The 24,484-nt window shown below is 71.8% G+C and carries 25 protein-coding genes; 5 read left to right on the top strand and 20 right to left on the bottom strand.

All coding sequences use genetic code 11. From position 1 onward, the window contains the following. Positions 1-123: 123 nt before the first annotated feature. The 6 genes from FLX07_RS13445 to FLX07_RS13420 all read right to left on the bottom strand — a co-directional run bounded on the left by FLX07_RS13445 (position 124) and on the right by FLX07_RS13420 (position 8,825). Positions 124-303, bottom strand: coding sequence for a thiopeptide-type bacteriocin (locus tag FLX07_RS13445; RefSeq protein WP_142571078.1), 180 nt, complete (start codon positions 301-303; stop codon positions 124-126). A gap of 79 nt (positions 304-382) precedes the next feature. Further along, entirely contained in the window at positions 383-2,020 is a 1,638-nt protein-coding gene (locus FLX07_RS13440; RefSeq protein ID WP_142571077.1) for a SagB family peptide dehydrogenase, read from the bottom strand. Continuing rightward, entirely contained in the window at positions 2,017-3,990 is a 1,974-nt protein-coding gene (locus tag FLX07_RS13435) for a TOMM precursor leader peptide-binding protein (protein ID WP_142571076.1), read from the bottom strand. Before FLX07_RS13435 ends, FLX07_RS13440 begins: the two co-directional genes overlap by 4 nt. Further along, positions 3,980-5,950, bottom strand: coding sequence for a hypothetical protein (locus tag FLX07_RS13430; protein ID WP_142571075.1), 1,971 nt, complete (start codon positions 5,948-5,950; stop codon positions 3,980-3,982). Before FLX07_RS13430 ends, FLX07_RS13435 begins: the two co-directional genes overlap by 11 nt. A gap of 290 nt (positions 5,951-6,240) precedes the next feature. Then, on the bottom strand, positions 6,241-6,807 hold the full coding sequence (locus tag FLX07_RS13425; protein WP_142571074.1) for a GNAT family N-acetyltransferase: 567 nt from the start codon (positions 6,805-6,807) through the stop codon (positions 6,241-6,243). An 8-nt stretch (positions 6,808-6,815) separates the two neighbouring features. Further along, positions 6,816-8,825 carry a heavy metal translocating P-type ATPase gene (locus FLX07_RS13420; RefSeq protein WP_373292487.1) on the bottom strand — a complete coding sequence of 670 codons (2,010 nt, stop codon included), beginning with the start codon at positions 8,823-8,825 and terminating at the stop codon, positions 6,816-6,818. Positions 8,826-8,890: 65 nt separating this feature from the next. Here FLX07_RS13420 and FLX07_RS13415 point away from each other — a divergent pair, with 65 nt between their 5' ends. Next, complete coding sequence (locus FLX07_RS13415; RefSeq protein ID WP_142571072.1) at positions 8,891-9,265, top strand: ArsR/SmtB family transcription factor; 375 nt, start codon at positions 8,891-8,893, stop codon at positions 9,263-9,265. A 319-nt stretch (positions 9,266-9,584) separates the two neighbouring features. Here the strand turns inward: FLX07_RS13415 and FLX07_RS13410 are convergent, their stop codons facing one another. The 3 genes from FLX07_RS13410 to FLX07_RS13400 all read right to left on the bottom strand — a co-directional run bounded on the left by FLX07_RS13410 (position 9,585) and on the right by FLX07_RS13400 (position 11,395). Next, positions 9,585-9,896: a type II toxin-antitoxin system PemK/MazF family toxin gene (locus FLX07_RS13410; RefSeq protein WP_142571071.1), complete on the bottom strand. Its 312-nt coding sequence runs from the start codon at positions 9,894-9,896 to the stop codon at positions 9,585-9,587. Then, on the bottom strand, positions 9,893-10,153 hold the full coding sequence (locus FLX07_RS13405; RefSeq protein ID WP_142571070.1) for a hypothetical protein: 261 nt from the start codon (positions 10,151-10,153) through the stop codon (positions 9,893-9,895). Before FLX07_RS13405 ends, FLX07_RS13410 begins: the two co-directional genes overlap by 4 nt. Before the next feature lie 147 nt (positions 10,154-10,300). After that, on the bottom strand, positions 10,301-11,395 hold the full coding sequence (locus FLX07_RS13400; RefSeq protein WP_223853368.1) for an NAD(P)-dependent alcohol dehydrogenase: 1,095 nt from the start codon (positions 11,393-11,395) through the stop codon (positions 10,301-10,303). Between the two features lie 45 nt (positions 11,396-11,440). Here FLX07_RS13400 and FLX07_RS13395 point away from each other — a divergent pair, with 45 nt between their 5' ends. Further along, the gene (locus FLX07_RS13395) at positions 11,441-12,028 is read left to right on the top strand and encodes a TetR/AcrR family transcriptional regulator (protein WP_142571068.1); all 588 of its coding nucleotides are present in this window, start codon (positions 11,441-11,443) and stop codon (positions 12,026-12,028) included. Between the two features lie 43 nt (positions 12,029-12,071). On the opposite strand, the gene FLX07_RS13390 is transcribed toward FLX07_RS13395, so the two are convergent. Further along, the gene (locus FLX07_RS13390; RefSeq protein WP_308424389.1) at positions 12,072-13,097 is read right to left on the bottom strand and encodes an SDR family NAD(P)-dependent oxidoreductase; all 1,026 of its coding nucleotides are present in this window, start codon (positions 13,095-13,097) and stop codon (positions 12,072-12,074) included. Positions 13,098-13,143: 46 nt separating this feature from the next. Here FLX07_RS13390 and FLX07_RS13385 point away from each other — a divergent pair, with 46 nt between their 5' ends. Then, positions 13,144-14,079: an AraC family transcriptional regulator gene (locus FLX07_RS13385; protein WP_142571067.1), complete on the top strand. Its 936-nt coding sequence runs from the start codon at positions 13,144-13,146 to the stop codon at positions 14,077-14,079. Between the two features lie 99 nt (positions 14,080-14,178). Here the strand turns inward: FLX07_RS13385 and FLX07_RS13380 are convergent, their stop codons facing one another. From FLX07_RS13380 to FLX07_RS13370, 4 genes are all read right to left on the bottom strand, one after another. After that, positions 14,179-14,412: a hypothetical protein gene (locus tag FLX07_RS13380; protein ID WP_142571066.1), complete on the bottom strand. Its 234-nt coding sequence runs from the start codon at positions 14,410-14,412 to the stop codon at positions 14,179-14,181. Positions 14,413-14,566: 154 nt separating this feature from the next. Then, on the bottom strand, positions 14,567-15,055 hold the full coding sequence (locus FLX07_RS13375) for a hypothetical protein (protein ID WP_142571065.1): 489 nt from the start codon (positions 15,053-15,055) through the stop codon (positions 14,567-14,569). 9 nt (positions 15,056-15,064) lie between these two features. Continuing rightward, positions 15,065-15,205, bottom strand: a complete 141-nt coding sequence (locus tag FLX07_RS36435) for a hypothetical protein (RefSeq protein ID WP_167748231.1) — start codon at positions 15,203-15,205, stop codon at positions 15,065-15,067. Further along, positions 15,202-15,897 (bottom strand): alpha/beta fold hydrolase, encoded by a 696-nt coding sequence (locus tag FLX07_RS13370; RefSeq protein WP_142571064.1) that lies wholly within the window; start codon positions 15,895-15,897, stop codon positions 15,202-15,204. The genes FLX07_RS36435 and FLX07_RS13370 overlap by 4 nt, the downstream gene beginning before the upstream one ends. Before the next feature lie 75 nt (positions 15,898-15,972). Between FLX07_RS13370 and FLX07_RS13365 the strand changes: the two genes are divergently transcribed. Together FLX07_RS13365 and FLX07_RS13360 are read left to right on the top strand one after the other, a co-directional pair. Further along, on the top strand, positions 15,973-16,569 hold the full coding sequence (locus tag FLX07_RS13365; protein ID WP_142571063.1) for a TetR/AcrR family transcriptional regulator: 597 nt from the start codon (positions 15,973-15,975) through the stop codon (positions 16,567-16,569). Positions 16,570-16,799: 230 nt separating this feature from the next. Then, positions 16,800-17,996 carry a coiled-coil domain-containing protein gene (locus FLX07_RS13360; RefSeq protein WP_142571062.1) on the top strand — a complete coding sequence of 399 codons (1,197 nt, stop codon included), beginning with the start codon at positions 16,800-16,802 and terminating at the stop codon, positions 17,994-17,996. A 73-nt stretch (positions 17,997-18,069) separates the two neighbouring features. On the opposite strand, the gene FLX07_RS13355 is transcribed toward FLX07_RS13360, so the two are convergent. The 6 genes from FLX07_RS13355 to FLX07_RS13330 all read right to left on the bottom strand — a co-directional run bounded on the left by FLX07_RS13355 (position 18,070) and on the right by FLX07_RS13330 (position 24,382). After that, positions 18,070-19,299 carry an NAD(P)/FAD-dependent oxidoreductase gene (locus FLX07_RS13355; protein ID WP_142571061.1) on the bottom strand — a complete coding sequence of 410 codons (1,230 nt, stop codon included), beginning with the start codon at positions 19,297-19,299 and terminating at the stop codon, positions 18,070-18,072. Positions 19,300-19,414: 115 nt separating this feature from the next. Continuing rightward, positions 19,415-19,828 (bottom strand): SRPBCC family protein, encoded by a 414-nt coding sequence (locus FLX07_RS13350; RefSeq protein ID WP_142571060.1) that lies wholly within the window; start codon positions 19,826-19,828, stop codon positions 19,415-19,417. A gap of 118 nt (positions 19,829-19,946) precedes the next feature. Further along, the gene (locus FLX07_RS13345; RefSeq protein ID WP_142571059.1) at positions 19,947-20,504 is read right to left on the bottom strand and encodes a MarR family winged helix-turn-helix transcriptional regulator; all 558 of its coding nucleotides are present in this window, start codon (positions 20,502-20,504) and stop codon (positions 19,947-19,949) included. Between the two features lie 108 nt (positions 20,505-20,612). Then, on the bottom strand, positions 20,613-21,563 hold the full coding sequence (locus tag FLX07_RS13340; protein ID WP_142571058.1) for an RNA polymerase sigma-70 factor: 951 nt from the start codon (positions 21,561-21,563) through the stop codon (positions 20,613-20,615). A gap of 9 nt (positions 21,564-21,572) precedes the next feature. Next, positions 21,573-22,811, bottom strand: a complete 1,239-nt coding sequence (locus FLX07_RS13335) for a PAS domain-containing sensor histidine kinase (RefSeq protein ID WP_142571057.1) — start codon at positions 22,809-22,811, stop codon at positions 21,573-21,575. A 188-nt stretch (positions 22,812-22,999) separates the two neighbouring features. Next, positions 23,000-24,382, bottom strand: a complete 1,383-nt coding sequence (locus tag FLX07_RS13330; protein ID WP_189104916.1) for an MFS transporter — start codon at positions 24,380-24,382, stop codon at positions 23,000-23,002. Positions 24,383-24,484: the final 102 nt, after the last annotated feature.

Below are 24,484 nucleotides of genomic sequence, written 5' to 3'. Positions count from 1 at the left end.
GCCGGGGGCCGAGGGCGCCCGTGCCGTGGGCGCCCTCGGCCCTGCTGCTCGTCTCACCGGCGGCCCCGCGGGGTCACCGGTCCTGATCGCTGCCCGGGGCTCGCGGCCCGGACGCCGCGGGGCTTACGCCTCGGGAGCCCAGCAGCTGGTGGCCGACAGGTAGGAGGAGCAGTAGCCGGCGGCGGAGGAGGCGCCTGTCTCGACCGCGCCGTGGCCCTCCGCCACGATGGAGTCGGCGGACAGCACGTCGATGGAATCGACGTCGAGGCCGCGCAGGTCGAGCTTCAGGCTCTCGTTGGACATGTGCGTCTCCTTTTTAGGTCACTGCTTGCCGTACTGTTTTCCGCTTGCCGTACGAGGCCGTGCGCCGGAGGGCACGGCGTCATCCTGTGGTGGGCCTCACCTCCTCGTGTGAGTCGGCCGGGATCCCGCGGGCCACGAGGGGCCCGCTGGTCAGGGGCGTGCCCATCGCCAGGAAGGACAGGCTCCGCAGCGGAGTTCCGGCGATCCCGAGCACCTCGTCGGTCGTGTCGTTCGCGCCGTCGGAGTGGATGCGCGCGGCCAGGCCGAGGGCAGCGGCGGTCAGCGCCGCCCGCTGGGCGGCCAGGCCCGCCTCGGCCTGCTGAAGGCGGTACCAGCGGTCACCGAAAAGGCCGGCGCCCGCCAGGGGATCGCCTACCGGGACGAGCACGGCGGCCGCTCCCCGCAGGGCGGCCCGGGTGTTGCCCAGCAGGCGTCCGGCCACCACCGCGGGCATCGGGTCCTGGCCGGCGGCCTCGTGCAGCATCCGCCGGTCGTGGTCATACCAGTACGCGCCGCGGGGTAGCCCGTGCACACGAAGGGCCAGCAGGCACAGGACGGTCGCCGCGAGTCCCGTCCCGGCCGCGGGTAGGTCGGCGGGGTAACCACCGCCCGCGGCCGCCAGGATGGCGCCGAGCTCGCCCGCCCGAAGGGGGACCGGGCGGTAACCGGCCGGCGGGGACGCGCGGCGCGGCACCCCCGCCGCCAGGCACACCCCAGGCGCCGGCTCCGGGACGGGGATGGCCGGGCCGACCCCCGGGGGAGGGGCGGGCCGCAGCCGGGTGGAGGAAGACGAGGACGCGCCGCCGCCGGCCGTGCTTGCCCGGTGCAGAGTGGCGGCGGGGCCGTCGGGCATCGGCAGGGGGAGCGGCATGCTCTCCCCGGCCGCCGGTCGCCGTGTGCTCCCGCCGCGGGGGGTCCGCGGGACTTCCCGGTTGACGAGAGAGCCGTGTGCTCGGGGCAGCGTGAACGTGAGCACGGCCATCGCGGCCTCCCGCGCGCCGTCAAGCCCCACTAGGCGGTCGACCTCCTCGTCCGAGAATCGCAGGTGCGCCCGGCCGGCCACGCGCAGCCGTCCGGCGACGGCGAGCGCTTGGGCGATGAGCACACCGGTCTCCTGGCAGATCAGGCGGTAGCCGAAGTCGCCGTACTTGAACATCGACCGCCAGAACACCGCCGACAGCACGAGCGTGACGTCCGGGTCCGGCGCGTCCGCGACCAGGCCGGTGAGAGCCGGGGTGTGGTCGCCCTCCCGCACGCGTTCCAGCGCGTGGTGGACCGAGTCGTAGTGGTACAAGGCGGCGGGCAGGCCGGGAACGCGGCGCTCCCCGGCCGCGACGTACGCCTCGATCGGGTAGAGCCCGCCCCCCGACGGCGCCGGGCGGCCGAGGAGGAACACGGGCGGCTCCCCCAGGGGGTCGCCGAGGTCGTCCATCGGGTGATACCAGACCACCCTGGCCAGGCCGAGCAGCTCCCGCAGCAGCTCGCCGACCAGGCCGAGGGCGGTGCCGTCCCGGGTGGCCCAGGGCAGGACGACGCGCTCGGCCCCCGGGTAGCGCTTGTGCCGGGTCGGTGCGTTGGCCCAGTCGATGGACAGCGGGCCCCGGTCACGCATCGCGGCCAGGTAGCGGCGCGTGGCGTCACCGGACGCGCTCGTCGCCGTGATGCCGTGCATCCGGTCTGCCTCGCTTCCTTCGTCGGTGCCGATGGGGCGCGTCATGGGAAGGGATGGGGGTGCGGGTTGAGGTCCTCGGGCCGCAGGTCGTCGTCCCGGTAGCCGAGCAGTCGGGGCAGGGACAGCAGTCGCGGCAGGCCGTGGACACGCCGGTACCGGTGCCCGAACGTCATCGGCATCGCCCCCGGCACGATGACCTTCGCACCGGCGAAGCCGCCCGCCCGGGCCTCGGGAGAGGTGATGTCGACGGCGATCACGTCGAGGCCGCTCGCCAGGTAGCGCCCGGCCAGCTCGGCGAGGTCCGCGGTGAGGTCGTCGTGCTCCGGCCAGCCGAGCCGGGCCGTGACCTCCGCCACCGTCAGGGCGGGCCCGTCGACCGGCAGGAAGCCCAGCCGCCCGAACGCCTCCGGGTGACCGTAGAGCAGAGGATGGTGCTCCAGGAGCCGCACCTCGCCGGGGTCGGCCGCCAGCCTGGCCGCCTCCGCCGGGTCGTAGCGCTCGATGTGCCCCACCAGCATCGGGCCGAGGTCGTCGAGCGCCCGGCGCAGCGCACGCTCGGGCATCAAATCGGCGGCGGTTCCGCACAGCGCCCGCGGCCGATCCGGTCGCCCCGTCGCCTCGACGGCCATCACCCAGAACACCGGCACTCGCTGCTCCAGCATGGCGGCGAACGCGTACACGTCGTAGCCCAGCCGATCCCGTACGCGCTGGGCGATCATGGGGATGCGCCGGTCGTGCGCCGACGCCAGGTCGACGCGGGGGATGGGCATCCGGGCGTACCACGTGGTGAGGAACGCGTCCCGCTCGGCCACCTCGAGCAGGCCGTGAAGGATCGCCTCGGCGGGGTGCCCGCCGAGGGCGCACCCGTTGGAGCACTCGTAGGCGAACCCGAGGTCCCCCGCCGGCCGAGGGCCGAAGTACGCGTAGCTCTCCGGCACCAGAACCGGCTCGTCCCGCTGGAACGAGTACGCCCACACCCACGACGTGGGCAGCTCCGGCCGGAAGCGGGTGAACCAGAAGTCGGGCTGGTCGTACCAGTCGTCGGGGTAGAGGCCAAGTGTCTTCGGGTCGAGGGCACGGTCGGCGACGTCGGCGTACGCGGCGCGCACGACGGTCCGCCGCCCGCGCGGATGGATGCCGGCGATCCGCTCCAGTGCCTCGGCGACCGCGGTCGCCCGCGCCGAGGCGAAGTCGTCGCTGCGCCCGTACCCGTGGTGGCTTTCGTGCGCGGTCCGCGCCGGGCTGAGCCGGGCGACCGCCATGGCGCTGCCGCCGCGCTCCTCCGCGACCAAGGCCTGCACGATTCCGGTCTCGGCGTCGACGAACCGCCGTTCCAGCTCCCCGGCCCTGCCGCTGATGGCGCCGACCCTGAACGCCCCCGGATGCGGTTTGGGCGCCGGCGCGGGGACGTAGCGGCCGGCGTCGGGCCCGTCGTCGGGTCGGGCGCCGCAGTCCGGGCAGAGCGGGTCGGGCAGGAACAGATGACGGCGCACCGTGCCGGTCGGCACGTGGACCCTGAGCAGCGCGCCCGTGGTCCGCGCGGACATGGGGTCGCGCCACAGCCGGTCCACCTCGTCGGCCACCAGCGCCGCGACCGCTTTCGCGACGATCGGTGTGAGGAGGGCGCAGGGCCGGGTGTCCAGCTCCGCACCGTACCGCTCACGCAGCGCGTCACGCCCCAGCGCGTCGGGCCGGTTGCCCCTGCGCCGCCGCTCGACGCAGCTCGGGCAGCCCGGCAGCGGCGGGCGCGCCGCCGGGCCGACCAGCACCCAGCCGGCGTCGACCCGGACCGGCAGCCACGGCACACCCTGCTCGGCCGCGCGGCGCGCCACAGAGGGATAGGGCCGGACGTCGTCGGCGTCGCTCGCGACGACGATCGTCCCGCCGCCCGGACCGGCGGGTCCCGGAGCCGTGACGGCCGCGCGGATCGCGGCGCGCAGCCTGCCGGTCCCCAGCACGGTCACGAGGGCCGGTGACTCGGCGAGCGCGCTCGCCGGCGCGCTCTCAGCCCTCAAGGAGCACGACCTGTGTGACGTAGGGGAGCAGCCGCGAAGCCTCGGGATCGCCGCCGAGCGGCACCGCGACCGGCACCCTGCCGGTCGCGCGCAACGCGCCCGCCATCAACCGCACGGCCTCCGCGGGGTCCCCTGCGGGCGCCCAGAGGGGACGGGCCCCGGCGTAGGCGCTCTGCCCTTCGGCCCGGGACTGCCAGCGCAGCAGCAGCCGTTCGAGGCCGTCCCGCAGCGCGGCCGGTGCAGTGGCCGCGGCCGACACCAGGACCGGCCCGCCGGGAACGGTGAAAGACAGAGCGGGTACGCCGAGGACGGACGTGTGGTCGCGCACATCCGGTCGCTCGCCGGCCAGCGCGAGCTGCCGCGCCGGCCCATCGGCAGTGAGATCCACCGGTAGGCCCGCTTCCGCCGTAGGGTCCTGCCGCAGGCGCGCGGCCAGCAGGGTTTCGCAGTGGGTCCGCAGCCCGGCGGCGACCGCCTCGGCCCAGCTCAGTCCTGCCCCCGCGCCGTCGGAGACCTGGAGCGCCCCGGCCCCGGCGAGGTGTAGGGCGGCCACAGGCACAGAGCGCGGCCGGCCGCCCGGCAGCTCGACGCCCCATAGGACGTCCTCCCCACCGGCGCGAGCGGCCGGCCCGGCGGCGAGGACGCCGTAGGTGGTGAGCGCGGCGAGCAGGCAGCGTAGCCGCGCCGTCCGCCGGTCCTCGCCCCACCCGACGACCCGAGGAGGCGGTGTCCAGCGCGGCAGCGCCCCGAACGGGTCGGAGACGGTCGCCAGGCAGACAGACACCGGGGCCTGCGCCAGTCCCCGCTCGTCCAGCATGCCGAGGAGGCCCAGCCGGGAGTCGACCGCTTCCGCCGCCCGGTCGAGCAGTTCCCCCGCGTCGACCGAGGCGCCCGACGCCGGCGACCGCACCGCGTCCCGCACCGCGTCCCGCACCGCGTCCCGCACCGCATCGGCGCGCGGGGCGGCCGCACGGGCGCCCGCGCGGGGATGGGGGACGAACCGGTGCGGGACGGTGTCGAGGTTGCGCAGATCGACTCGGGTGAGCTGGAGCTTCTGGCTCGTGCCGACGGCGTCGAGGCCGGTCAGATGGGAGAAACAGGCCAGGGCCAGCATGGAGGCCACCACCGCGGGCACCGGGCCCACCAGCCAGTCCTCGCCTGAGTGGGGCGGGGTCACGGCGGGCATGGCGGCCAGCCGGTACCAGCCCGACTCGGCAGCCGTCATCGAGGGCCTGCCGACCTGGCCGAGCCACACCTCCGCGGGGCGGACGAGGGCCTGCCCCAGGACGACTTCGGCCGCCTCGCAGGCGCGGGCGCTCGTCACGAGGGTGTCGATGTCGGTGCCGACCTGGAGGACGACGTCCGCGTCCCGGGTGAGGGCGCGGGGGTGGTCCTCGGCGGAAACGGCGTGTATCTCCTGCCCCGGATCGCGGCGGGCGCGGTCCGCGGCCTGGGCGACCGCCTCCGTGTCGGGGCATATCACGGTGATCCGTTGCCAGCCCGCCCCGGCGCACGCCTCCAGGAGCGCCACCAGCAGTGGACCGTCGCCCGCGAGGACCAGCCGGGAGCGGCGGAGCCGCTCGAACCGCCACTCGGGGGAGTCGAGTACGTAGCCGATGAAGGCGATCTCCTCCGCGTACGTGCGCCGCTCGGCCTCGGTCAGGCCGTGGGGCCGCGCCTGCCGCGCATCGACGACGAACCGCTGCTCCGCCAGCCGGCGCACCAGGCCCTCGACCATGTCGCGCTTGTCGTCCGGCAACTGCGCGGTCAGCTCCGCCAAGCTGTGCCGCCCGGTGAGCACCGGAGCCAGCCTGCTGAGCCAGGCGTACGCCTGGCGGCCCCGCAGCGTGCACGATCCGTAGTCGCTGTGGACGTACACCCCCTCTGGGCATTCGACGAACCGAACGTCGTCCCGCAATCGCGGCCGCATCGCCGTATCGGCGTGTGGGAGCGCTCCCATAGGCTCGATATTAAGATCGAATGACATTTAAGTAAAGTATGCGGCAATCTTTTTTGCACATCCGTTTCCATGTAAAATCCCCAGTTTCCAAATTCGCCACGTCTCGGGCAATGACCGGAAACATGATCAAAGAGGCATCCGGTAGAAGGTCTTCTCGCACAGGCCGACCTCACGGTGGCGATCAGACGGTCGATCGTCATTTTCGAGCGCGGCGGGGTCTGGCTGTCAGGCACCACCAGCCGATGCCGCAGATGAGAGGCCGTTTCCACGTACATGAACGGCGGTCGGGGCTAACCGGTGGCGGGCTGCCCCGCCCGGCGATGCAGCCAGGTGTGCAGCGGGTCGCGGGCGCCATCGCGGGTGACCAGTGGTGCCGTGGTCAGCTCGAAGCCCGCCGATCGGGCGACCGCCGCGCTGGCGCTGTTGCCCGGCGGGATGCGCAGGATCACGCGGGTGGCGTCCAGGGTGTCGTAGGCCCAGGTGGTGATCAGCTGGACGGCTCGGACGGCCAGGTGCCGGCGGCGGTGCGCGGCGCCGACGGCGTAGGCCAGCTCCACCTCCCGGCCGGCGCCGGTGGGGAACAGCAGGATCTCGCCGAGCGGCTGGTGGCCGTCGGTGGTGATGGCGAGCTGGAGCCGGGCGCCGTGCGCGCGCCGCCGGCGGGCCTGATCGAGGTAGGCGCGGGCGGCCGTCTGGTCGAAGGGGGCCCGGAGCGGGGTCCACCGGTCGACGGCCTGGTCGTCGAACAGTTCGGTCATGGCGGGCACGTCGCCGTCGTCCCATTCGCGCAGGATGAGACCTGAGCCGGTGAGCTGGAGGTGCGCTGGGACGGTGATGCCGCCGGGCGTTGTGGTCATGGCGCAGATCAGCTTTCTGTGCGGCTGGCGGCGACGGCGCGGCGCCAGGCGGCGTCGCGAAGCAGACGCAACCCGTTGAGGCCGACGATGACGGTGGAGCCTTCGTGCCCGGCCACGCCCAGTGGCAGCGGCAGGTCGCCGAACAGGTCCCAGGCCACCAGCACGGCGATGAAGGTGGTGGCGATGACGAGGTTGGCCATCACCAGGCGGCGGGCCCGGCGGGCGAGCGCGATCACCGCCGGGACGGCCGCCAGCTCGTCGCGGGTGATGACCGCATCAGCGGTGTCCAGAGCCAGGTCCGATCCGGCGCGGCCCATCGCGATGCCGACGTGGGCGGTGGCCAGCGCGGGGGCGTCGTTGACGCCGTCGCCGACCAGCGCCACCTGTGCGCCGCCGGCCTGCAGCTCGCGCACCGCGGTCACCTTGCCGGCTGGCAGCAGGTCCGCGCGGACCTCGGCGATGCCCGCTTGGGCGGCCAGGCGCTCGGCGGCGCGGGCGTTGTCGCCGGTCAGCAGTACCGGTCGGGCCCCGGTCAAGTCGGTCAGCTGCGCGACCGCCTCGGCGGCGCCGGGGCGCATCCGGTCGGCCAGCGCGAGCACCCCGGCCAGGGCGCCGTCGACGCGGACGACGACGGCGGTGTGCCCGCTGTCCTCCAAGCCGGCCACCACCACTGCCGCGGCGGCGGTGTCCTGTCTGCGGTCGCCGTGGAGCAGCTGGGCGGGGCTTCCCACCTCGACGAGGTGGGCCTGCACGCGGGCTCGCACCCCGCGCCCGGGCTCGGAGCCGAACTCCTCGGCGGGCGCCGGCATCAGACCGCGGTCGCGCGCGGCCCGCACCACCGCGCGCCCCAGCGGGTGCTCGCTGCCCTGCTCGGCCGCGGCCGCCAGGGCCAGCAGCCGGACCTCGGACACCTCGGCGCCGGGCAGCGCGTGCACGCCGGTCAGGTGCGGGCGGCCCTCGGTCAGCGTGCCGGTCTTGTCGAAGGCCACCTGGGTGATGTCGGCCAGGTGTTCCATCACCACCGCCGACTTGACGAGCACTCCGTTCCGGCCGGCGGTGGCGATCGCGGCCAGGAGCGGCGGCATGGTGGCCAGCACCACCGCACATGGCGAGGCCACGATCATGAAGGTCATCGCGCGCAGCAGGCTGTGGTGCACGCTCGCGCCCCACAGCAGCGGCAGCGTGAACAGCGCCAGCGTGGCGGCGACCATGACCACCGAGTAGCGCTGCTCGACCTTCTCGATGAACAGCTGCGTGAGCGCCTTGGTGGCGCTGGCCTGCTCCACCATGGCCACAATCCGGGCGATCACGGTCTCACCCGCCGCGCGGGTCACCCGCACCCGCAGCACGCCGGTGCCGTTGACCGTCCCGGCGAAGACCTCGTCGCCGGCCTGCTTGTCCACCGGCAGGCTCTCTCCGGTGATGGATGCCTGATCGACCGGGCCGGCCCCCGACAGCACCCGGCCGTCGGCGCCGACGCGTTCCCCGGGCCGGACCAGGATCACCTCGCCGACCTGCAGCACCGCCGCGTCGACGATGTCCTCCCGGGCGTGGTCTCCGGCCCCGGTCAGGCGGGTGGCCTGCTCGGGCGTCAGATCCAGCAAGCCGCGCACCGAGTCGGCGGTGCGTTTGGTGGCCACCGCCTCCAGGGCGCCGGAGGTGGCGAAGATGACGATCAGCAGCGCGCCGTCGAAGACCTGCCCGATCGCCGCGCCGCCGATCGCCGCGACAACCATCAGCAGATCCACATCCAGCGTCCGCTCGCGCAGCGCCCGCAGCCCTGCGAGGCCCGGCTCCCAGCCGCCGGCCGCGTAGCAGGCCAGATACAGGCTCCACCACAGCCACGGCGGCGCCCCGGCCAGATGGGAGATGCCGCCGGCGGCGAACATCACGGTGGCGGCCGCCGCCCAGCGCACCTCCGGCAGCGACCACGCCCCGGACCGCCACCACGCGCCGGCGGCCGGGGGTGATGCGGCGGTCGCCGGCCGGGGATCGGCGGTTGTCAGTTCGGTTATCACCGCGCCATCGTACATGCGCACTCACGCAGATACGCAAGTAAGAAGGTGGTGGGTAGGATGGGGGTATGCACACGTCGCTGCCGGACTTCGACATGCCGAACGAGGAACAGGTGCACCTGGCCGCCGAGTCGTTCCGGCTGCTGTCCGACCCCACCCGCATTAAGATCCTTTGGGCGCTGCTGCAGGGCGAGTCCAACGTCGCCTGCCTGGCCGAACTCGCCGACGCCGCGCCCACCGCGGTTAGCCAGCACCTGGCCAAACTCCGCCTGGCCGGCCTGGTCAAAGGCCGCCGCGAGGGCACCTTCGTTTACTACAGCGCGGCCGACGAGCACGTCCGCCGACTGCTGACCCAGGGCATCTACCACGCCGACCACATCGACCGGCAGGACACCGACCGCGCGGCCGGCCTTGCCACGGTCGACGGGCCCGCTGCCGGGTAGTCGCAGCAGCTCCCGGGTGTCCGGGGCGTCAAGCCTGGCGAGCGCGTCCCATCGCTCGTCGCCGCGATCGAAGAGTTGGGCATCGCGAACGCCACCGGGCCACAAGGTCATGCGGGCACTCAGAGCAGACGGCTTGATGTTCCAGAGCTCGGATGCGGCACGAACCAGACGTGCGTCGAGGACATGCGCCGACGCTATCCGGCCCTCACCCTGGCCGAGGTTGGCATGGGCCCTTCCCGTGTTGCGTCACGTCCGCCATGTACCGGGCTCATGCATGAGGAGCCCCCGGGGGTGAATCGCCGGGGGTATACGCGTGGGATCAGCTGGCGAAGCCGAAGATGGCGGCGAGCATGCCTCGTACGTCGGCGAGCCGCGCCTCAGGCAGGTCGCCCACTTTCTCCTTCAGCCGGCCGCTGTGCACGGTTGCGATGCGGTCGACCATCGCCGCCCGGCCTCCACCGACGTCGATGGAGAACGCCGTCAACGCGCTGGCCATGTCGGCGGCTTCGACGTATGCGGTGAGCACGTTGTCGCCGTAGAGGGTGTGGTAGAAGTCGCCGGATACGACGAGACGTACCTCTTCGCGGTCGCCGAGCTGGACCGTCCAGAGTTCCCCGAACCGGTGGCTCACGCGGCGGCCCCGCCCTGCTTGTCCTTCAGATGGGCACGGATGTCGTCGTGCAGAGCGGCCTCGTCGGCCTCCTGGGCGGCGATCGCGGGGGAGCCGTAATACGCGGCGCGCGCGGACTGGTCGTGGGATGCGGCGAGCTCGCGCAGGATGCCCCGTTCGATGACGGCCGACACGCTGAGCCCGTTCGCCTCCGCGTGCGCCCGCGCCTTCTCCAAAATCCAGGGGGCGATGCTGATTGAGGTCTTATCCTTCGCCATACCCAGAGTGTAGCCATCATGTATTACCTAGGGTAGGGAAGCCGAAGAATGCGGTCGGTCCCAGCTGCTTCTTTAATACTTTTTTGACGAACGGGTGCCGCACCTGCCCTAGATGTACGCCGGTTGAGGCGCTGTGGCCCTGGCCGCTCAGCTCAGGTCGGACATGTCGAGTACGAAACGGTAGCGGACATCGTTGCGGCGGAGGCGGTCGAGGGCCTCGTTGACCTGCGACGAGGGGAGCAGTTCGATCTCGGCGGTGACGCCTTTGTCGGCGCAGAAATCCAGCATGGCGGCGGTTGCGGGACGGCCGCCGCTGCCTGCGGAGGTAAGTTTCTTGCGCCCCACGAGCAGGTCCATGGTCTCCACCGTGAGGGGTCCGAGATGCCCAATGTGGCTGAGGGTGCCGTCCAAGGCGACCAGTCGCAGGTACGGGCTGAGGTCGTGCGAGGTGGAGATGGTGTCGATGACAATATCGAACCCGTCTCGGGCCGAGTCCAGCTGTTCCGGATCTGTGGACACGATGAAGCCGTGGGCGCCGAGCCGGCGTGCGTCGTCTGCTTTGTCGGGTGAGCGGCTGATGACCGATGCGGTAGCGCCGAGCGCCACTGCCATCTTGACCGCGAGATGCCCCAGGCCGCCCAGCCCCGCCACGGCGACGCGGCTGCCGGGACCCACGCCCAGCGCGTGCAGGGGTTCCCAGACTGTGACGCCGGCGCAGAGCAGGGGAGCGGCGGCCGCCGGGTCCAGACCGGGGGGAAGCGGGTAGGCGAACCGGTCGCGGACGACGTACTCGCGGGAGAATCCCCCCAGGGTGGTCGATCCGTCCTGCCGGTCGGTGCCGCCGTAGGTCAGGGTCGGGAAGGCGTGACAGAAATTCTCCTGACCGGCCCGACACATGGGGCACTCGCCACATGAATCGACGATGTTGCCGACCGCGACCCGGTCGCCGACGCGAAAGCGGGTGACCGCGGGCCCGGTCTCGGTCACCACGCCGGTGAACTCGTGACCCGGCACCAACGGATGCTCGGCCGCGCCGTCGTGGTCGCGCAGCGCGTGCAGGTCGGTGTGGCAGACGCCGCAGTAGTCGATCCGCACAGCGAGATCGTCGGGGCGCAGGTCGCGCCGCTCCAGCGGGGCCCGACGCAGCGCCGCCGCCGGGCCGTCCGCCCGCCATCCGATCGTGGTACGCACAACAACTCTCCTTAAACAGACTGTTCGGTCTATTAGAAGAGTACGCGCCATCCACCATCGCAACAAACCAACCGTTCTGTCTGGTAGCGTCGCGGCATGGTGGACCAACCCGTGACCTCGCGCGGAGCCGCGACCTACCAGCGCATTCTCGACGTGGCTACCCGGGAGTTCGCCGAGCATGGCATCGCCGGGGCCCGCATCGAGCGGATCGTGTCCGCCGCGCGCACCAACAAGGCCCAGCTCTACGCCTACTTCGGCAACAAGGACAAGCTCTTCGACACGATCTTCTTCGGCTCGCTGGAGCGGATCGTGAACGTCGTCCCAATCGACGCCGCCGACCTTGCGGACTGGGCCGTACGCCTCTACGACGAGTATCTCCGCCGCCCCGACCTCATCCGGCTGGCCACTTGGGCGCGACTGGAGCGCCGGCCAACCGGCCACCTCGTGGAGGACCACGATCGCCTCGGCGATCACAAGCTGCGTGTCATCGCCGAAGCCCAAGCCGCTGGGCGAGTGCGCCAGGGAGACCCGTTCGACGTGATGGCCATGGTCATCGCCATGTCCATGGCCTGGTCACCGGTCAGCAACGTCTATGCGGCGACTGCCCAGGAGCCCTCAGACGTACACGAACGGCGCCGCACCCTGCTCCACGAATGTGTTCGGCGCGCGGTTGCGCCCAAGTGACGCCAGCGGACGGCCTCGCCCCTCGCCGAGATCGCGGCAGGCGTCAGGCCTTGAGTAGTTGCTCGCTCAGCTCCCAGAGCCGCCGCGCCGACTCCGGATTGATGGCGTGCGGCACGACGTTGGACGAGACGATTCCCTCGGGGCCGAAGGTGACGGGCTTCGGATCGTGATCCAGCGGCGAGATGTCGTTGTTCCTCAGGTAGACACCGCCGATCTCGGCGAGCAGTGGGCTGGTCGCGGCGAACACGATGGTGCTGGCCCCCTGCTGCGGCGTCTTCTTCTCACGGTCGGGGTCGATGATCGGCCGGCCGGACTCGTCGATGAGTCCCATGGCCAGGTTGACGGCCCGCGCTTGGTCCTCGGGCATCGAGCTTCCCAGGTTGGTGCCAACGATGATGCCGGGGTGTACGGCATAGCCGCGGATTCCCTCTCCGGCCCATCGGCGGTCCAGCTCGACGGCGAACAGCACGTTGGCGGTCTTGGACTGAGCGTAGGCGAGGCCGCCGTCGTAGCCGGTGGTGAAGTGCGGGTCGTCCCAGCGGATGTCGGAGATCCGCTGGGCGCCGGACGTCACGTTGACAACCCGGGCGCCATGGGCGGCGCGCAGCGCGGGCAGCAGGGCCAGTGTCAGCTGGAAGTGGCCGAGATGGTTGGTCGCGAAGTGAGATTCGTACCCGCGCGTGTCTCGGACCAGGGGGCCGCCCATGATGCCGGCCCCGTTGATCAAGATGTGAAGTGGACTGCCGGAGTCGAGGTAGCGGGCAGCGAAGGCGTCGATCGACGCAGGGTCGAGCAGGTCCAGCCGGCCGATCTCCACGCGCTCGATGCCGGCCAGCTCAGGCCCGGCACGGTCTGGGTTGCGCGAGCCCACCGTGACGGATGCGCCGGCCTTGCTGAGCGCACGGGTGGCCTCCCGGCCCAGCCCGACGTGGCCCGCGGTGACGACGACGTTCGTGCCGGACAGGTCGATGCCTTCGAGAACTTCGTCAGCCGTCGATGCCGCGGTGAAGCCGGATCCAATGGGGTGCTGCTTATGTGTCATGCCAGCAGTCTGCGTACGGCTGCTCAAACTCTGAATAGTTGTCCGTTCGCTTTTTTTGCGCGATAGTACGGAAATGGTCGCTGATCCCCTGTCGGAAGTGTTCGACGTCGTCAAGATCCGCGGCCTGGTGTCAGGCGGTTTCGCGGTGCGGGGCCCTTGGGTGGCGCGCGCGCCCATCGAGGACCCGCTGAAGCTCATCGCGATGGTGTACGGCCGGTCCCGGCTGATCGCTGACGGCAGCGACAGGCCGATCGAGTTGGAAGCGGGCGACGTCGCCATCCTGAACAACCGGTCGTGGCTGGAGCAGGAGGGCGGCATAGGCGACGAACCACGCCGCGAGATCAAGCCCGAGGAGAACTTCGCCCGACTCGTCGGTGCCGACCGCGGCACCGACGACGTCGTCATCGGAGTCGCAGTCGACATCAACCCGGCAGGTCGGGCGCTGATGCTGCAGGCGCTTCCGCCGCTCGGCCACGTCCGGGCCTTGGCTGCCACGGCGAGGAACCTGCGCGGCACGCTCGACCGGCTGTTCGACGAGGTGACCGGGAACCGGCTGGGCTCGGCGTTCGCGATTCGGCAGTACGGTCAGCTCCTGCTGCTCAATGTGCTGCGCGCCTACGTCGACCAGGCCCAGCTACCCCCGGGATGGCTACAACTGCTGACCGACGAACGGTTGCGTCCAGCACTCAGCCTCATGCACGCCCAGCCTGGAAGGCACTGGAGCTTGGAGGAGTTGGCGCGGACTGTGGCAATGTCGCGGACGTCGTTCGCCGTACGCTTCCGGGCTGTGGCGGGCGTACCGCCGCTGACCTACCTCAACCGCTGGCGGATGCTGCTGGCGCAACGCGCTCTTCGTGACGGCGATGTCCGCGTCGGGTCACTGGCGGCCGAACTGGGCTACGCGTCGGAAAGCGCGTTCAGCACCGCGTTCAAACGGGAGGTAGGGGTGTCACCGCTGCGTTACCGATACCGGGTCCGCGATGAAGTGACGCACGCACCAAGTCGGTAGAGGTACTACCTGCTTGACCGGAACCTCTCTGCCTGCTGCTGCAACAGGGGCGCAGCCGGAATATGACACAAAGACACCGCGGAGCCTGACGGCTGGTCGTTAGGTGGCCGTCGTCGTGTTGGCTCCCCGTAATCTCTTCAAGGCAGCGTGCAGTTCCTCCTTGCCCTGCTCCAGTGCGTCCGCCGCGGTCGGCGGTTTGCCCACCAGGCGGCAGTACTCGCTGCGCCGGGGCGACCACTGCTCCGGCGTGTACAGGTAGGTGGCCGGGTCGGCGTAGCGACGCGAGCCGGGCACGAAGACGTCCCCCGAGCGCAGCCCGTCCCGCAGGCACAAGATCTCGCACAGTTCCCAGTAATGGCGGTAGGCGGTGTCCTCCTCGGACTTGCGGGCCTTGGCGAGGTAGTCGGCGTATTTTGACGGTCGGCTTCCCTGCAGGCACCTTGGCCGCCGAGCCGGTTCATCTCCTTCACAACGACCACAGCTTCCATCAGCTCGCCCGTGCCCGGCCCCTGGAAGTCGCTCGTGGCCAGCACGTTCGGGGTGAAATGGCGCAGATAGGTGTGGCGCGCTCGACCAGCGCCTCGTCGGTCTTGGACTTCACCCGCGACTCCGAGCGGACACGGCCTGGTCGAACAGGGCCACCACCTCCTCGAGCTGGTCGACCGTGGCCTGGGCGACGAACGCCAGCATGATCGGAACTTACGCTCTTGCGCCGCTCCAGCCCCTGGTTGGTCGAGCGGCGTGCGACCTGCGCCGGGAACCGGCGGCGCTCGTTCGGCAGCACCGACACATCCATCTGGTGCGCGTCGATCGCGGGCAACCAGGTCAGCTTGTCAATCGCGGTCTTCACCGACCTCGCCGCGGCGTCCCGGGCCGGGGTGAACAGCCACTCCAGCCGGGTCATCCCCGGTCCCGCATCCACGACCAGCATCCGTTCCAGGTCGGCGCGGATTTCGGCTGTCAGCAGGTGCCCCACGTCGCCCACCTAACCGAAGGTCACGGGCAGGCCGTCGACGTCCTGCCCGTTGTAGGCCAGGTAGGCCCTGGACAGCAGTTCTTTCTCGGCACTCACGACGGTCCCCTGGTCCTCGAATTGCCGGCCCGGCTCGTCGGTGGCTGCCGTCACAGGCTCAGCAGCAGGTCCCGGACCGCGGCGGGCTGGGACAGGAACGGGTGGTGGCCGGCCTCGAGTTCGACGACGTTGCCGGCCCGGCGAGCGAACTCGCGCTGTAACCGCGGCGGGGTTCCCCGGTCCTGGCCGCAGATGAGGTACGTCGAGGGCACCTGCTGCCATGCGGCCGCCCCGACCAACTGTCCGGTCACCTGCACGCTTTGCCGGGCGAGGTGGTCCGCCGCCTGCGCCTGGACCACGGGGTCGCAGTCCTGAAGGAACGTGTCCACGAGCAGCTCGGGGCGAACCCCGAAGGTGCCGGCGTCGGGGTCGACGTCGAGGAACGGGGCGGGGCCGCCGTCCCCGAACTCCGACAGGCTCTGCCCCACCTCGGGCAGGTAGCTGGAGACCAGCAGCAGGTGGCGTACCGACCCGATTCCCGCTGCAGCTTCCGCGGTGATGATGCCGCCGTAGCTGTGGGCGACCACGACGGTCGGCTCGTCGCTTTCCTGCAGCACCTGCCGCACCGCGGCAACATCCTCGGACAGCCCCGGACCGTCAGCGCCGCCGGGCAGGCCCGCCTCGCCGCAACTCGGCAGCGCCGGGGCCACGCTCGGCACCCCTCGCTCCTGCAGCAGCTCGGCGGTGCGGTGCCACCACCACGACCCGTCCCGCACGCAGGCCCCATGCACGAACACGACCCTCATCGCTACCTCCACGTCTGCCTTGACTGCTTTAGACCAACGGTAGACGTAATAGTCGTTACGTGAAATTGTGGGGTTGTGGGCAGACGACCGGAACCGCATATCAAGGAGAGGCTGCTCGATGCCTGCGCTGATCACGTCCTCGCGCATGGCCTCCCCGACCGGCTCGAGCCGCTGGCCACCGCCACCGGCACCTCAGCCCGGATGCTGATTTATCACTTCGGCACCCGCGACGCCCTGCTGCGGGCCGTCCACGGGCGCGCGAGGCAACGTCAGCTCGACACATTCGGCGACCTCCTGCGGGTGCGACCCGACGAGCCGTACACGGCCACCCTGTATCGCGCCTGGACCTCCATCACCGGCCCGGACGGGCAGCCGTACCTGCGGATGTTCGGTCAGCTGCGCGAGAGCGCGGAGCAGAAGTTGTGGCCCAACTTCCGGCGCACCGCGACGACCGACTGGCTCGGCCCGCTCGAGGACGGCCTGCGCAGCATCGGTCGCCCGGATCTCGCGACGCTCGTTCTCGCCGTCATCCGTGGTCTCCTCATGGACCTCGATGCCACCGGCGACACCACCCGCACCGACCAGGCCTTCCACGACTTCCTCGGCGCAGTCGAGCACCTGTCCAGCGACGGAAACGAAGCGACCCGGGCGGTATCCGACTTGCCGATGTGAATGAGCACCACCGGTAGACGGCGTCCAGCGGCCGGTTCCGCCACTTGGGCATGCCGTCCCGCCCAACCTGGGCTCGTGTTGAACCCGCCGGAGACGGGGGAGACCGCTCGGTTCGATAGCTTGCGGGAATTACCCTTCTCACAAGCTATCCGAGTGGCATCGGCGCGCAACGGATCTTCTTTTCTGTTTTCTATTTCCAGAAATTCGATAAATCGCTACGCTGGGCCTCCGTGAAGACCTCCGTGACCGTCACCGCGTGCAAGCACTGCGGTGCGCCCATCGAGCAGCCGGCCCGGCGGGGCAGGCCGCGGGAGTACTGCCCGGACGGCGACTGCCAGGCGGCGGCCAAGAGGGAGCGGGAGCTCCGCCGCGCCACACCGGGCCTGGAGGGCGCGCTGGCGCGCGTGGAGGACCTGTACGAACGCATGGAGAAAGGCCTGGCGGCGGCGATCGAGCCGCTGGCGCAGGTGCTCGCCCAGGAGCTGAGCCCGGCAGGGGTCGAGGCGAAGCTGAGCGCGATCCAGGCGGAGGCGCACACGAGTGTCGCCATCGCCCGCGCCGAGCGCGAGCAGGCGCTGGAGCAGGTACGGCTGGCGCGCGAGGCCGCCGAGGAGGCCAGGCGGGAGGCGGAGGAGGCCCGCCGCCGGACGGAGGAGGCCTACGCCGAGCGGGACAACGCCTTCGCCGACGCGGAGACCGCCCGCGAGCAGGCCCTGGCCGCGCTCCGGGAGGCGGCGAGCACGGAACGCCGGGCCAGGCAGGAGGCCGACCAGGCCGTGCACCGGGCCGAGACCGCCGAGGCCGCCCGCGAGCAGGCCGTACGGGAACTGGCCGACCGGGTGGACCAGGCCGCGGCCGAGGTCCGCCTGACCCGGGAGCAGGCCGAGCAGGCCGTTCAGGAACGCGACGCGGCGCAAGCCGACGCGCGGACGGCGCGGACGGAGGCGGAGCTGGCCCGCCGCGCGCATCGCGAGGCCGAGCAGTCCAGCGCCGCCGCGCTGGCCCGCGCGCAGGCGGCCGAGGCCGAACGCGACCGCGCGGTCGCGCGGGCGGAGGCCGAACGCGACCGGGCCGTGGCGCAGGCCCACGACGAGCGTGACCGGGTGCTGGCCAGGGCCGAGGCGGCGGAGGCGGCCCGCGAGCAGGTCGTCGCGGAGGCCGCCAGGCTGCGCGCGGAGGGGGCGCAGGCCGAGGCGCGCGCCGGCGCGGCGGACGCGGAGGCCGCTCGGGCGGAGCAGGACGCCCGGGCCGCCACGGCGGAGCGGGAGCGGATCCAGGCGGAGCTGTCGCTGGAGCGGGCCCGGCTGGCCGACCTGCGCGCGCAGCTCGACGTGGCCAGGGCCGAGGCGGCCCAGCTGCGCGAACGCGCGGTCGCCGCGGAGCTGCGGCTGCGACCGGAGGCTCCCGAGCTCCCGCCCGGCCCGTGACGACGCCCCGTCGCCTGCCCTGTGGCCTGCTCCGTCGTCTGCTCCGTCACCTGCTTCGGCCGCCTGCTTCGCGCTACGCCGACGCCTTGACGGCCGAGCCCGCCGCGGCCGGCTGCCGCGTGACGCGGCGGCGCCGGGTGGGCAGCCCGAGCGTCGGGTTGGCGACGCCCCAGGCGGCGCCCTTGCAGACCAGCTCCTTGTAGACGGCGGCCGGCCATCCGGTCAGGACCGCCCGGACGGCGCGGTCGTCGGCGGTGACGTACTGGATCAAGCCCTCCTTCCGGCCCAGCGAGATGCACTGGTTGAAGTAGCGGATCGGCGCGTTCGGGAGCTTCCCGCCGGTCAGGCGCGCCGCGATCGCGTCGGCGGCCTGCCAGGCGGCCGGGGTTCCCGAGGCGCACGACATGCGCAGCGGCTTGTTCCCGGGGCCCATCGCCATGGCGGCGTCGCCGATGGCGTACACGTCCGGGTGGGAGACCGAGCGCATGGTCCCGTCGACCACGATCTGGCCGGTGCCGGTGACCTCCAGACTCGTGGCCTTGGCGATCGGATGGACCGCGAAGCCGGTGGTCCACACGGTGACCGCGGCGGGGACGGCCGTGCCGTCGGCGGTGAGCACGCGCTCGGCCTCGACGCCGGTGACGGTGGTGTGCTCGTGCACGGTGATCCCGAGCGTGCCCAAGACCTTCCGCAGGTGCTCACGGCCCTTGGGCGACAGCCAGTCGCCGAGTCCGCCGTCGGTGACGACGGAGGCGTGGAGGTCCGGCCGGGCTTCGGCGATTTCGGTGGCGCACTCCAGCCCGGTGAGGCCGCCGCCGACGACGACCACGGTCTGCCCGGCGTCGAGGCGGGTCAGGCGCTCGCGCAGCCGGAGTGCTCCGGGCCGGCCGGCGATCTCGTAGGCGTGCTCGGCCGCCCCGGGGACGGCCTGGGAGTTCCAGCCGCTGCCGAGGGCGTAGACGAGCGTGTCATAGGCGAGTTCTTCGGCGCCGGACCCGGGCGCGGTCACATCGGCGCCGTTCGCGTCGGCGTCGGTGACGGTTACGGTCTTGCGGTCGACGTCGACGCGGGTGACCTTCGCGAGCCTCAGTTCGACGCCGGTGCCCGCGAACATCTCGCTGAACGGCCGGGGCCTGAGGTCCTGGCCGGTCGCCAGCTGGTGCATGCGGACGCGTTCGACGAAATCGGGCTCGGCGTTGACGAGGGTGATGGCGACGTCCTCGCGGCGGAGCCGCTTGGCCAGGCGCCCGGCGGCGATGGCTCCGGTGTATCCGCCTCCGAGGACGATGATGCGGTGCTGCATGCCCATGCTCCTGTCTTGCGCGTTTTGCCTCTTGAACCGGGCGGCGCGCCGTTTCCTGACAGGAACGCGGTGTGAAGCACCTCACACTGCGAAGGGGTTCCCAGGGGTGGGTGGCTCAGCCGCGTGCCGCGGCCTCGATCGCCTGCTTCATCTCCCGTGCGCCGTGCTCGACGCGAATGCGGACCTCGGTGGCGCGCGTGTGCGGCAGCACGTTGGTGGTCCAGATCAGCCGGCCCGCTTCGTCGCCCTCCGGGCGAACTTCGAATGAGGCGTGGTGGTGCTCGAGCGGAGGTCTCGCGCCGTCAACAACCGAATAGGCCAAGCAGCGGGAATCGTCATCGATCGCGACGATCAGCTCGCGGATGACGTGCCCGTCAGGGAAGGTCAGGAACCGCTGGTCGCCTTCCAGCCGGGTTTTCGTGACACGGCCCGGCAGCAGGCGCTCGTGTACGGCTCCGACGTCGCGCAGCACATCCCAGATGTGCTCAGGGGACGCGTCGATGACGATCTCGTGGCGGATGGAGGCCATGAGGTGGGGGACTCCTCTCGGGATGGGGCGGTTCCTCGGCGGCAGGCAGGGGACGCCACCCGTGGCCGGCGTCTTCTTCGGCGCGCGGTGCGACGGGTCTGTTCCTGAGCGGCCGTGATCACGGCTGCTGTCCGGTCTGGCGCAGACGGTCGGCGAGGCGATGCTGGTTGGCGGCCAGCCGCAGGCACAGGTCGCGCAGAACGACCAGCTCTTCAGGGGCGAAGCCGTGGAACATCGCCCGCATGGCAAGCTGCGACGGTTTGCGGAACGCCTTCATCCACGCCCGCCCGGCAGGTGTGATCTCGGCCAGAACCGAACGCCGGTCCTTCGGGTCGGGGACCCGGCGGACCAGCCCGTCGTGCTCCAGCGTGTCGACCAAGCCGGTGGCGTTGCGGGAGCTGACCCCAGCGGTCCGGGCCAGCTCGCCGATGCTGATGCCGTGCTCGCTGCCGTTGAGGCGGATCAGCAGGTCGAGCGCGCCCGCGCTGGCCCCTCGTCCCTGGGAGCCGTGGGCCCGCATGCGCTCGACCGCAAGGTTGGCGGTGCGGACGGCGGCACCCGCCTCGAAGGTGAGCAGATCGTTGTCGGTGTCGGTGAACTGGGTCATCGCGGCCCTGACCCGGGGATCGTAGAGGAGGCCGTCAGAGTCGCTTTCGTAGGTATTTACGTCCTTCATTATGTGGCACGACATTAGTACGTGCTTCCAGATTTGCCAATCCGCGCGTGACGTTCACGCTCACTCAACGCGCCGGCTCGCGTAGGTGCGCGGGCCGCAGCGGCCGCTTTACTCCTCGGACCACCTGAGCAGCGGCTCCCCGTGGTCGGCGGCCGCCCACTGCGCGGTCGCGCGTTCGAGCTTGTCGGGATTGACCTGGCTGCGGACCGCGGAGATGCCTCCGGCGGTGACCTCCAGGCACATGACCCCGACGACCCGGCCGTCCACGACGACCACGACGGCGGGCTCGCCGTTGGCGGTCCAGATGTAGACCTCGGGCGAACCGCCGACCAGGGCGCGCTTGACCTCGGCCGGTTTGAACAGGCCTCGCAGGAACTTCGCGACCGCGACGGCGCCCTGGAACGCCTTGGCACGGGCCGGGATCTTCCCGCCGCCGTCGCCGACCGCGACGGCGTCCTCGGTGAGCAGGCGTACGAGCGACTCGATCCGGCCGGTGGTCGCGGCCGTGAGGAACTCCTCGACGATGCGCCGGGCGGCGGCCTCGTCGGTCGCGGTGCGGGCCTTGCCGTCGGAGACGTGCTTCTTGGCGCGGTGGAAGATCTGCTGGCTGGCGGCCTCGGTGATGTCGAGGATCTCGGCGATCTCCCGGTGCGGGTAGTCGAAGGCCTCTCGCAGCACGTACACCGCCCGCTCGTTGGGCGACAGGCGCTCCATGAGTGTGAGGACCGCGTACGAGACCGATTCGCGCTGCTCGGCGGTGTCGGCCGGGCCGAGCAGCGGGTCCCCGGCGAGCAGCGGCTCGGGGAGCCACTGGCCCACGTAGGTCTCGCGGCGCGCCCGCGCGGAGGTGAGCTGGTTGAGGCACAGGTTGGTGAGGACCTTCGTCAGCCAGGCCTCGGGGACCTCGATGTGGTCGACGTCGGTGGCCTGCCAGCGCAGGAACGTCTCCTGCACGGCGTCCTCGGCCTCACCTGCGGAGCCGAGAAGGCGGTAGGCGATGGCCTGCAGGCGCGGCCTGGAGGCCTCGAACCGGTCGACGTCGTCCACGGTCAAGGGCATGACCCGATCCTAGATCGGGCGGCATGCACCGTCGCCGGCCGTCGGGTTTGAGCGGTATCGCTCGGTGGCGAGGGGGAGACGCAGGACGAAGCGGGCTCCGCCGTGGTGTTCGGCGGCATACAGCCGGCCACCGTGCTCCTGGGCGATCTCCCGGGCGATGGACAGGCCGAGCCCCGACCCGCCGGGATCCCGCACGCGGGCCTCCTCCCGGCGGTAGCGGCGCTCGAAAACGCGTTCGCGGTCCTCCGGCGGGATGCCCAGCCCGTCGTCGAGGACCTCGAGGACGGCGTCGGGAGGGTCGGCGGTGACCACTACCTCGATCTTGGTGTGGGCGTGCCGCTCGGCGTTGGTCAGCAGATTGCCCAGCAGGCGGGCCAGGCGGATAACCGAGGCGCGTACGCACACGTGCGGATCGAGGCGGCTGAGGACGGGGGTGCCCGGAGTGCGGCGATCGAGCTCCTCGCCGACGAACACGGCGAGTTCGATCAGACGCTCACTCTCGCGCGTCTCGCTGTTCACCCGGGCGAGGGCGAGCAGGTCGGTCACGATGTCGTTGAGCCGTTCTGCGTCCCGCACCAGCTTGCGCAAGATTGTCTGCAGGTCGATGCCGGGATCGGACAGCGCGACCTGCAACTCGGTGAGCAGGCCCGCGATGGGGTTGCGCAGGTCATGTGAGGCGTCCTGGACCAGCCGCCGCTGCCGTTCGATGGCCTCGCTCAGGGCGGAGGTCGTCTCGCACTGCTCCCGATGCGCCCGCCTGAGCTGGTCGTTGAGGGTCTGTAGCTGCAGGGCCAGGGAGTCCTGTTCGCAGGCCGCGCCAGAGCGCCGCAGTGCGCGGACGAAGTCGGTGACCTCCTCACAGATGAGGAGGATGCACCGCACTTCGCCGTGCGAGCCGAGCACGGGCGTGTTGACCGTGCTCCAGTACCGCTCCTCGAACACGCCGGGCCGGTCCGCCATCTCGACGTCGTACCTCTGCAGAGGCATGAAGTCCCGGCGGCGGGTGGTCATCACCTGCTCCAGGGACGTTCGCAGCATCTGCGCACCCTGTTGCTCGGAGTCCTCCGGCGCGGCGGGGTTGGGCGGGAAGACGTCGAAGAGGTCGCGGCCCAGCAGGTCCTCCCGGCGGTGCCCGCTCACCTCCAGGAAGGCGTCGTTCACGGCGACGATGACGAGGGTGGGCGTCAGCACCGCCGACAGGGCCGGGCCGGTCCTGAACACCACCTCATAGTCGATCTCTGACCTCATGACCACGGGGCCTTCCCAAACCTCGTCCTCCGGTCTAGGCAGTCGGGCATGCGAGGCCGCTCACCCGCGGCCGTACCGCGTCCCATTCCCGCGAGAGCCCGGGTCAACGGGGTACGCCCCCGGCCGGGCGACGGAAAAAGAGATGAACGCGCCCGAGACCATCACGCCGAGCGTTCGTCGGTCGCGCCTCATCGGGCCGGGCGACGGGCCGGCCGTGCGACGGCGACGGCCGCCGCGGCGCAGACCACGGCCGGCGCGATCAGCGCGTACGCCGCGCCGTGGTGTCCCTGATCGGGAACGCCGACGGTCACGAACGCGCCCGTCACGGCGACGCCGATCGTGGCGCCGCACTGCCGGGCCGCGTTGAGCAGCCCACCGGCCAGGCCGGCGGCGCCTTCGGGAGCCGAGGTCACGACCAGGGTGGCCAGGGCGGGCAGCGCGGACGAGACACCGAGGCCGGTGGCCACCAGCCCGGTCAGCAGGAGCGGGTAGGAGGCGCCCGCCCAGACGGCCGCGCCGAACGCGACACCGCCCGCCGTGAGCAGGCCGAGCCCTGCCAGCACCGGCGGCCGTGGCCCGGACCTGGCGACGATTCTGCCGGTCAGCAGCGGGTTGACCGCGAAGGGCAGCGTCATGGGCAGCAGCGCCGCCCCGATCTGCCCCGGCGTCAGGCCCAGCGCCTGCTGGAAGAGCAGCGGCAGCACGAACAGCACCCCGCTCATCGCGAAGTTGACCGCCGCCCCCGCCAGCAGTGCGCCGGGGACGCCGGGCCTCCGCAGCACGGCGGGCGCCAGGACCGGCATGTGGCCGTGCCGCTCGCGTACGGCGAAGGCGCACACCGCCACGGCCGTGGCGCCCGCCGACCATGCGGCGTGGACGAAGGAGTGGGCGCCGAGCGCGATCAGCGTGTCGGTGAGCAGCGCCACGGCCGCGCAGGCCAGGATCTGGGCGGCCCAGTCGATACGCCGGTCGCCGCGCGGGCAGCGTACGGCGGCTCCGGCCGTGAGCGCGAGGGTGACGGCGGCGAGCGGGGCGTTGATCAGGAAGATCGCCCGCCAGCCCGCCAGGTCGGTCAGCGCCCCGCCGGCCACCGGACCGGCCACGAGCGCGGCACCGCTGGTCGCCGCCCAGACGGCGACGGCCTTGGCCCGCTCGGCGGGCACCGGGTACAACCGGGCGATCATCGCCATCGATGCGGGTACGCAGCCCGCCGCGGCCAGGCCGAGCAGCGCCCGCAGGCCGACGAGCGCCCACAGCGACGGCGCGAACGCGCTCAGCAGGCTGCCGAGGCCGAAGGCGGCTACGGCCGCCTGGAACACGCGGTGCGCGCCGTACCGGTCGGCCACCGACCCGGCCGTCAGCAGCGCGGCGCCGAACACGAGGGTGTAGCCGGTCACGGTCCACTGCAGCCCCGCGACGCCCGCGCCGCCGAAGGACCGGGCGAGGTCGGGCTCGGCCACCGACAGGACGGTGGTGTCGAGCAGCACCATGAAATAGCCGAGCGCGATCCCGGTCAGCGCGCGGGCCCGGGCGGGCGCCGCCGGGGGAGCGGCGGAAGAAGTCGACGTCACAAGGATCTCCAGGAGGTAGACGAACTGGGGGTCACTGTGGCGTCGGACGCCAAAGGGCTCCACCGCCCGGGCCGCAGGCGGCGTTCGGAATAACCGAACGCT

This window comes from Microbispora bryophytorum (assembly GCF_006874465.1).
Classification (GTDB): domain Bacteria; phylum Actinomycetota; class Actinomycetes; order Streptosporangiales; family Streptosporangiaceae; genus Microbispora; species Microbispora bryophytorum.
The sequence above is the reverse complement of the archived record's forward strand: the minus strand, read 5'-3'. Positions and strand labels throughout refer to the sequence as shown.

What these genes read in the sequence shown, in the direction of transcription:
- FLX07_RS13415 (WP_142571072.1), top strand. Translation starts at nt 8,891, where the DNA reads ATGCACACGTCGCTGCCGGACTTCGACATGCCGAACGAGGAACAGGTG.
- FLX07_RS13400 (WP_223853368.1), bottom strand. Translation starts at nt 11,395, where the DNA reads ATGGCGCGTACTCTTCTAATAGACCGAACAGTCTGTTTAAGGAGAGTT.
- FLX07_RS13440 (WP_142571077.1), bottom strand. Translation starts at nt 2,020, where the DNA reads ATGACGCGCCCCATCGGCACCGACGAAGGAAGCGAGGCAGACCGGATG.
- FLX07_RS13395 (WP_142571068.1), top strand. Translation starts at nt 11,441, where the DNA reads ATGGTGGACCAACCCGTGACCTCGCGCGGAGCCGCGACCTACCAGCGC.
- FLX07_RS13405 (WP_142571070.1), bottom strand. Translation starts at nt 10,153, where the DNA reads ATGGCGAAGGATAAGACCTCAATCAGCATCGCCCCCTGGATTTTGGAG.
- FLX07_RS13355 (WP_142571061.1), bottom strand. Translation starts at nt 19,299, where the DNA reads ATGCAGCACCGCATCATCGTCCTCGGAGGCGGATACACCGGAGCCATC.
- FLX07_RS13445 (WP_142571078.1), bottom strand. Translation starts at nt 303, where the DNA reads ATGTCCAACGAGAGCCTGAAGCTCGACCTGCGCGGCCTCGACGTCGAT.
- FLX07_RS13335 (WP_142571057.1), bottom strand. Translation starts at nt 22,811, where the DNA reads ATGAGGTCAGAGATCGACTATGAGGTGGTGTTCAGGACCGGCCCGGCC.
- FLX07_RS13345 (WP_142571059.1), bottom strand. Translation starts at nt 20,504, where the DNA reads ATGAAGGACGTAAATACCTACGAAAGCGACTCTGACGGCCTCCTCTAC.
- FLX07_RS13350 (WP_142571060.1), bottom strand. Translation starts at nt 19,828, where the DNA reads ATGGCCTCCATCCGCCACGAGATCGTCATCGACGCGTCCCCTGAGCAC.
- FLX07_RS13340 (WP_142571058.1), bottom strand. Translation starts at nt 21,563, where the DNA reads ATGCCCTTGACCGTGGACGACGTCGACCGGTTCGAGGCCTCCAGGCCG.
- FLX07_RS13385 (WP_142571067.1), top strand. Translation starts at nt 13,144, where the DNA reads ATGGTCGCTGATCCCCTGTCGGAAGTGTTCGACGTCGTCAAGATCCGC.
- FLX07_RS13425 (WP_142571074.1), bottom strand. Translation starts at nt 6,807, where the DNA reads ATGACCACAACGCCCGGCGGCATCACCGTCCCAGCGCACCTCCAGCTC.
- FLX07_RS13370 (WP_142571064.1), bottom strand. Translation starts at nt 15,897, where the DNA reads ATGAGGGTCGTGTTCGTGCATGGGGCCTGCGTGCGGGACGGGTCGTGG.
- FLX07_RS13430 (WP_142571075.1), bottom strand. Translation starts at nt 5,950, where the DNA reads ATGGGAGCGCTCCCACACGCCGATACGGCGATGCGGCCGCGATTGCGG.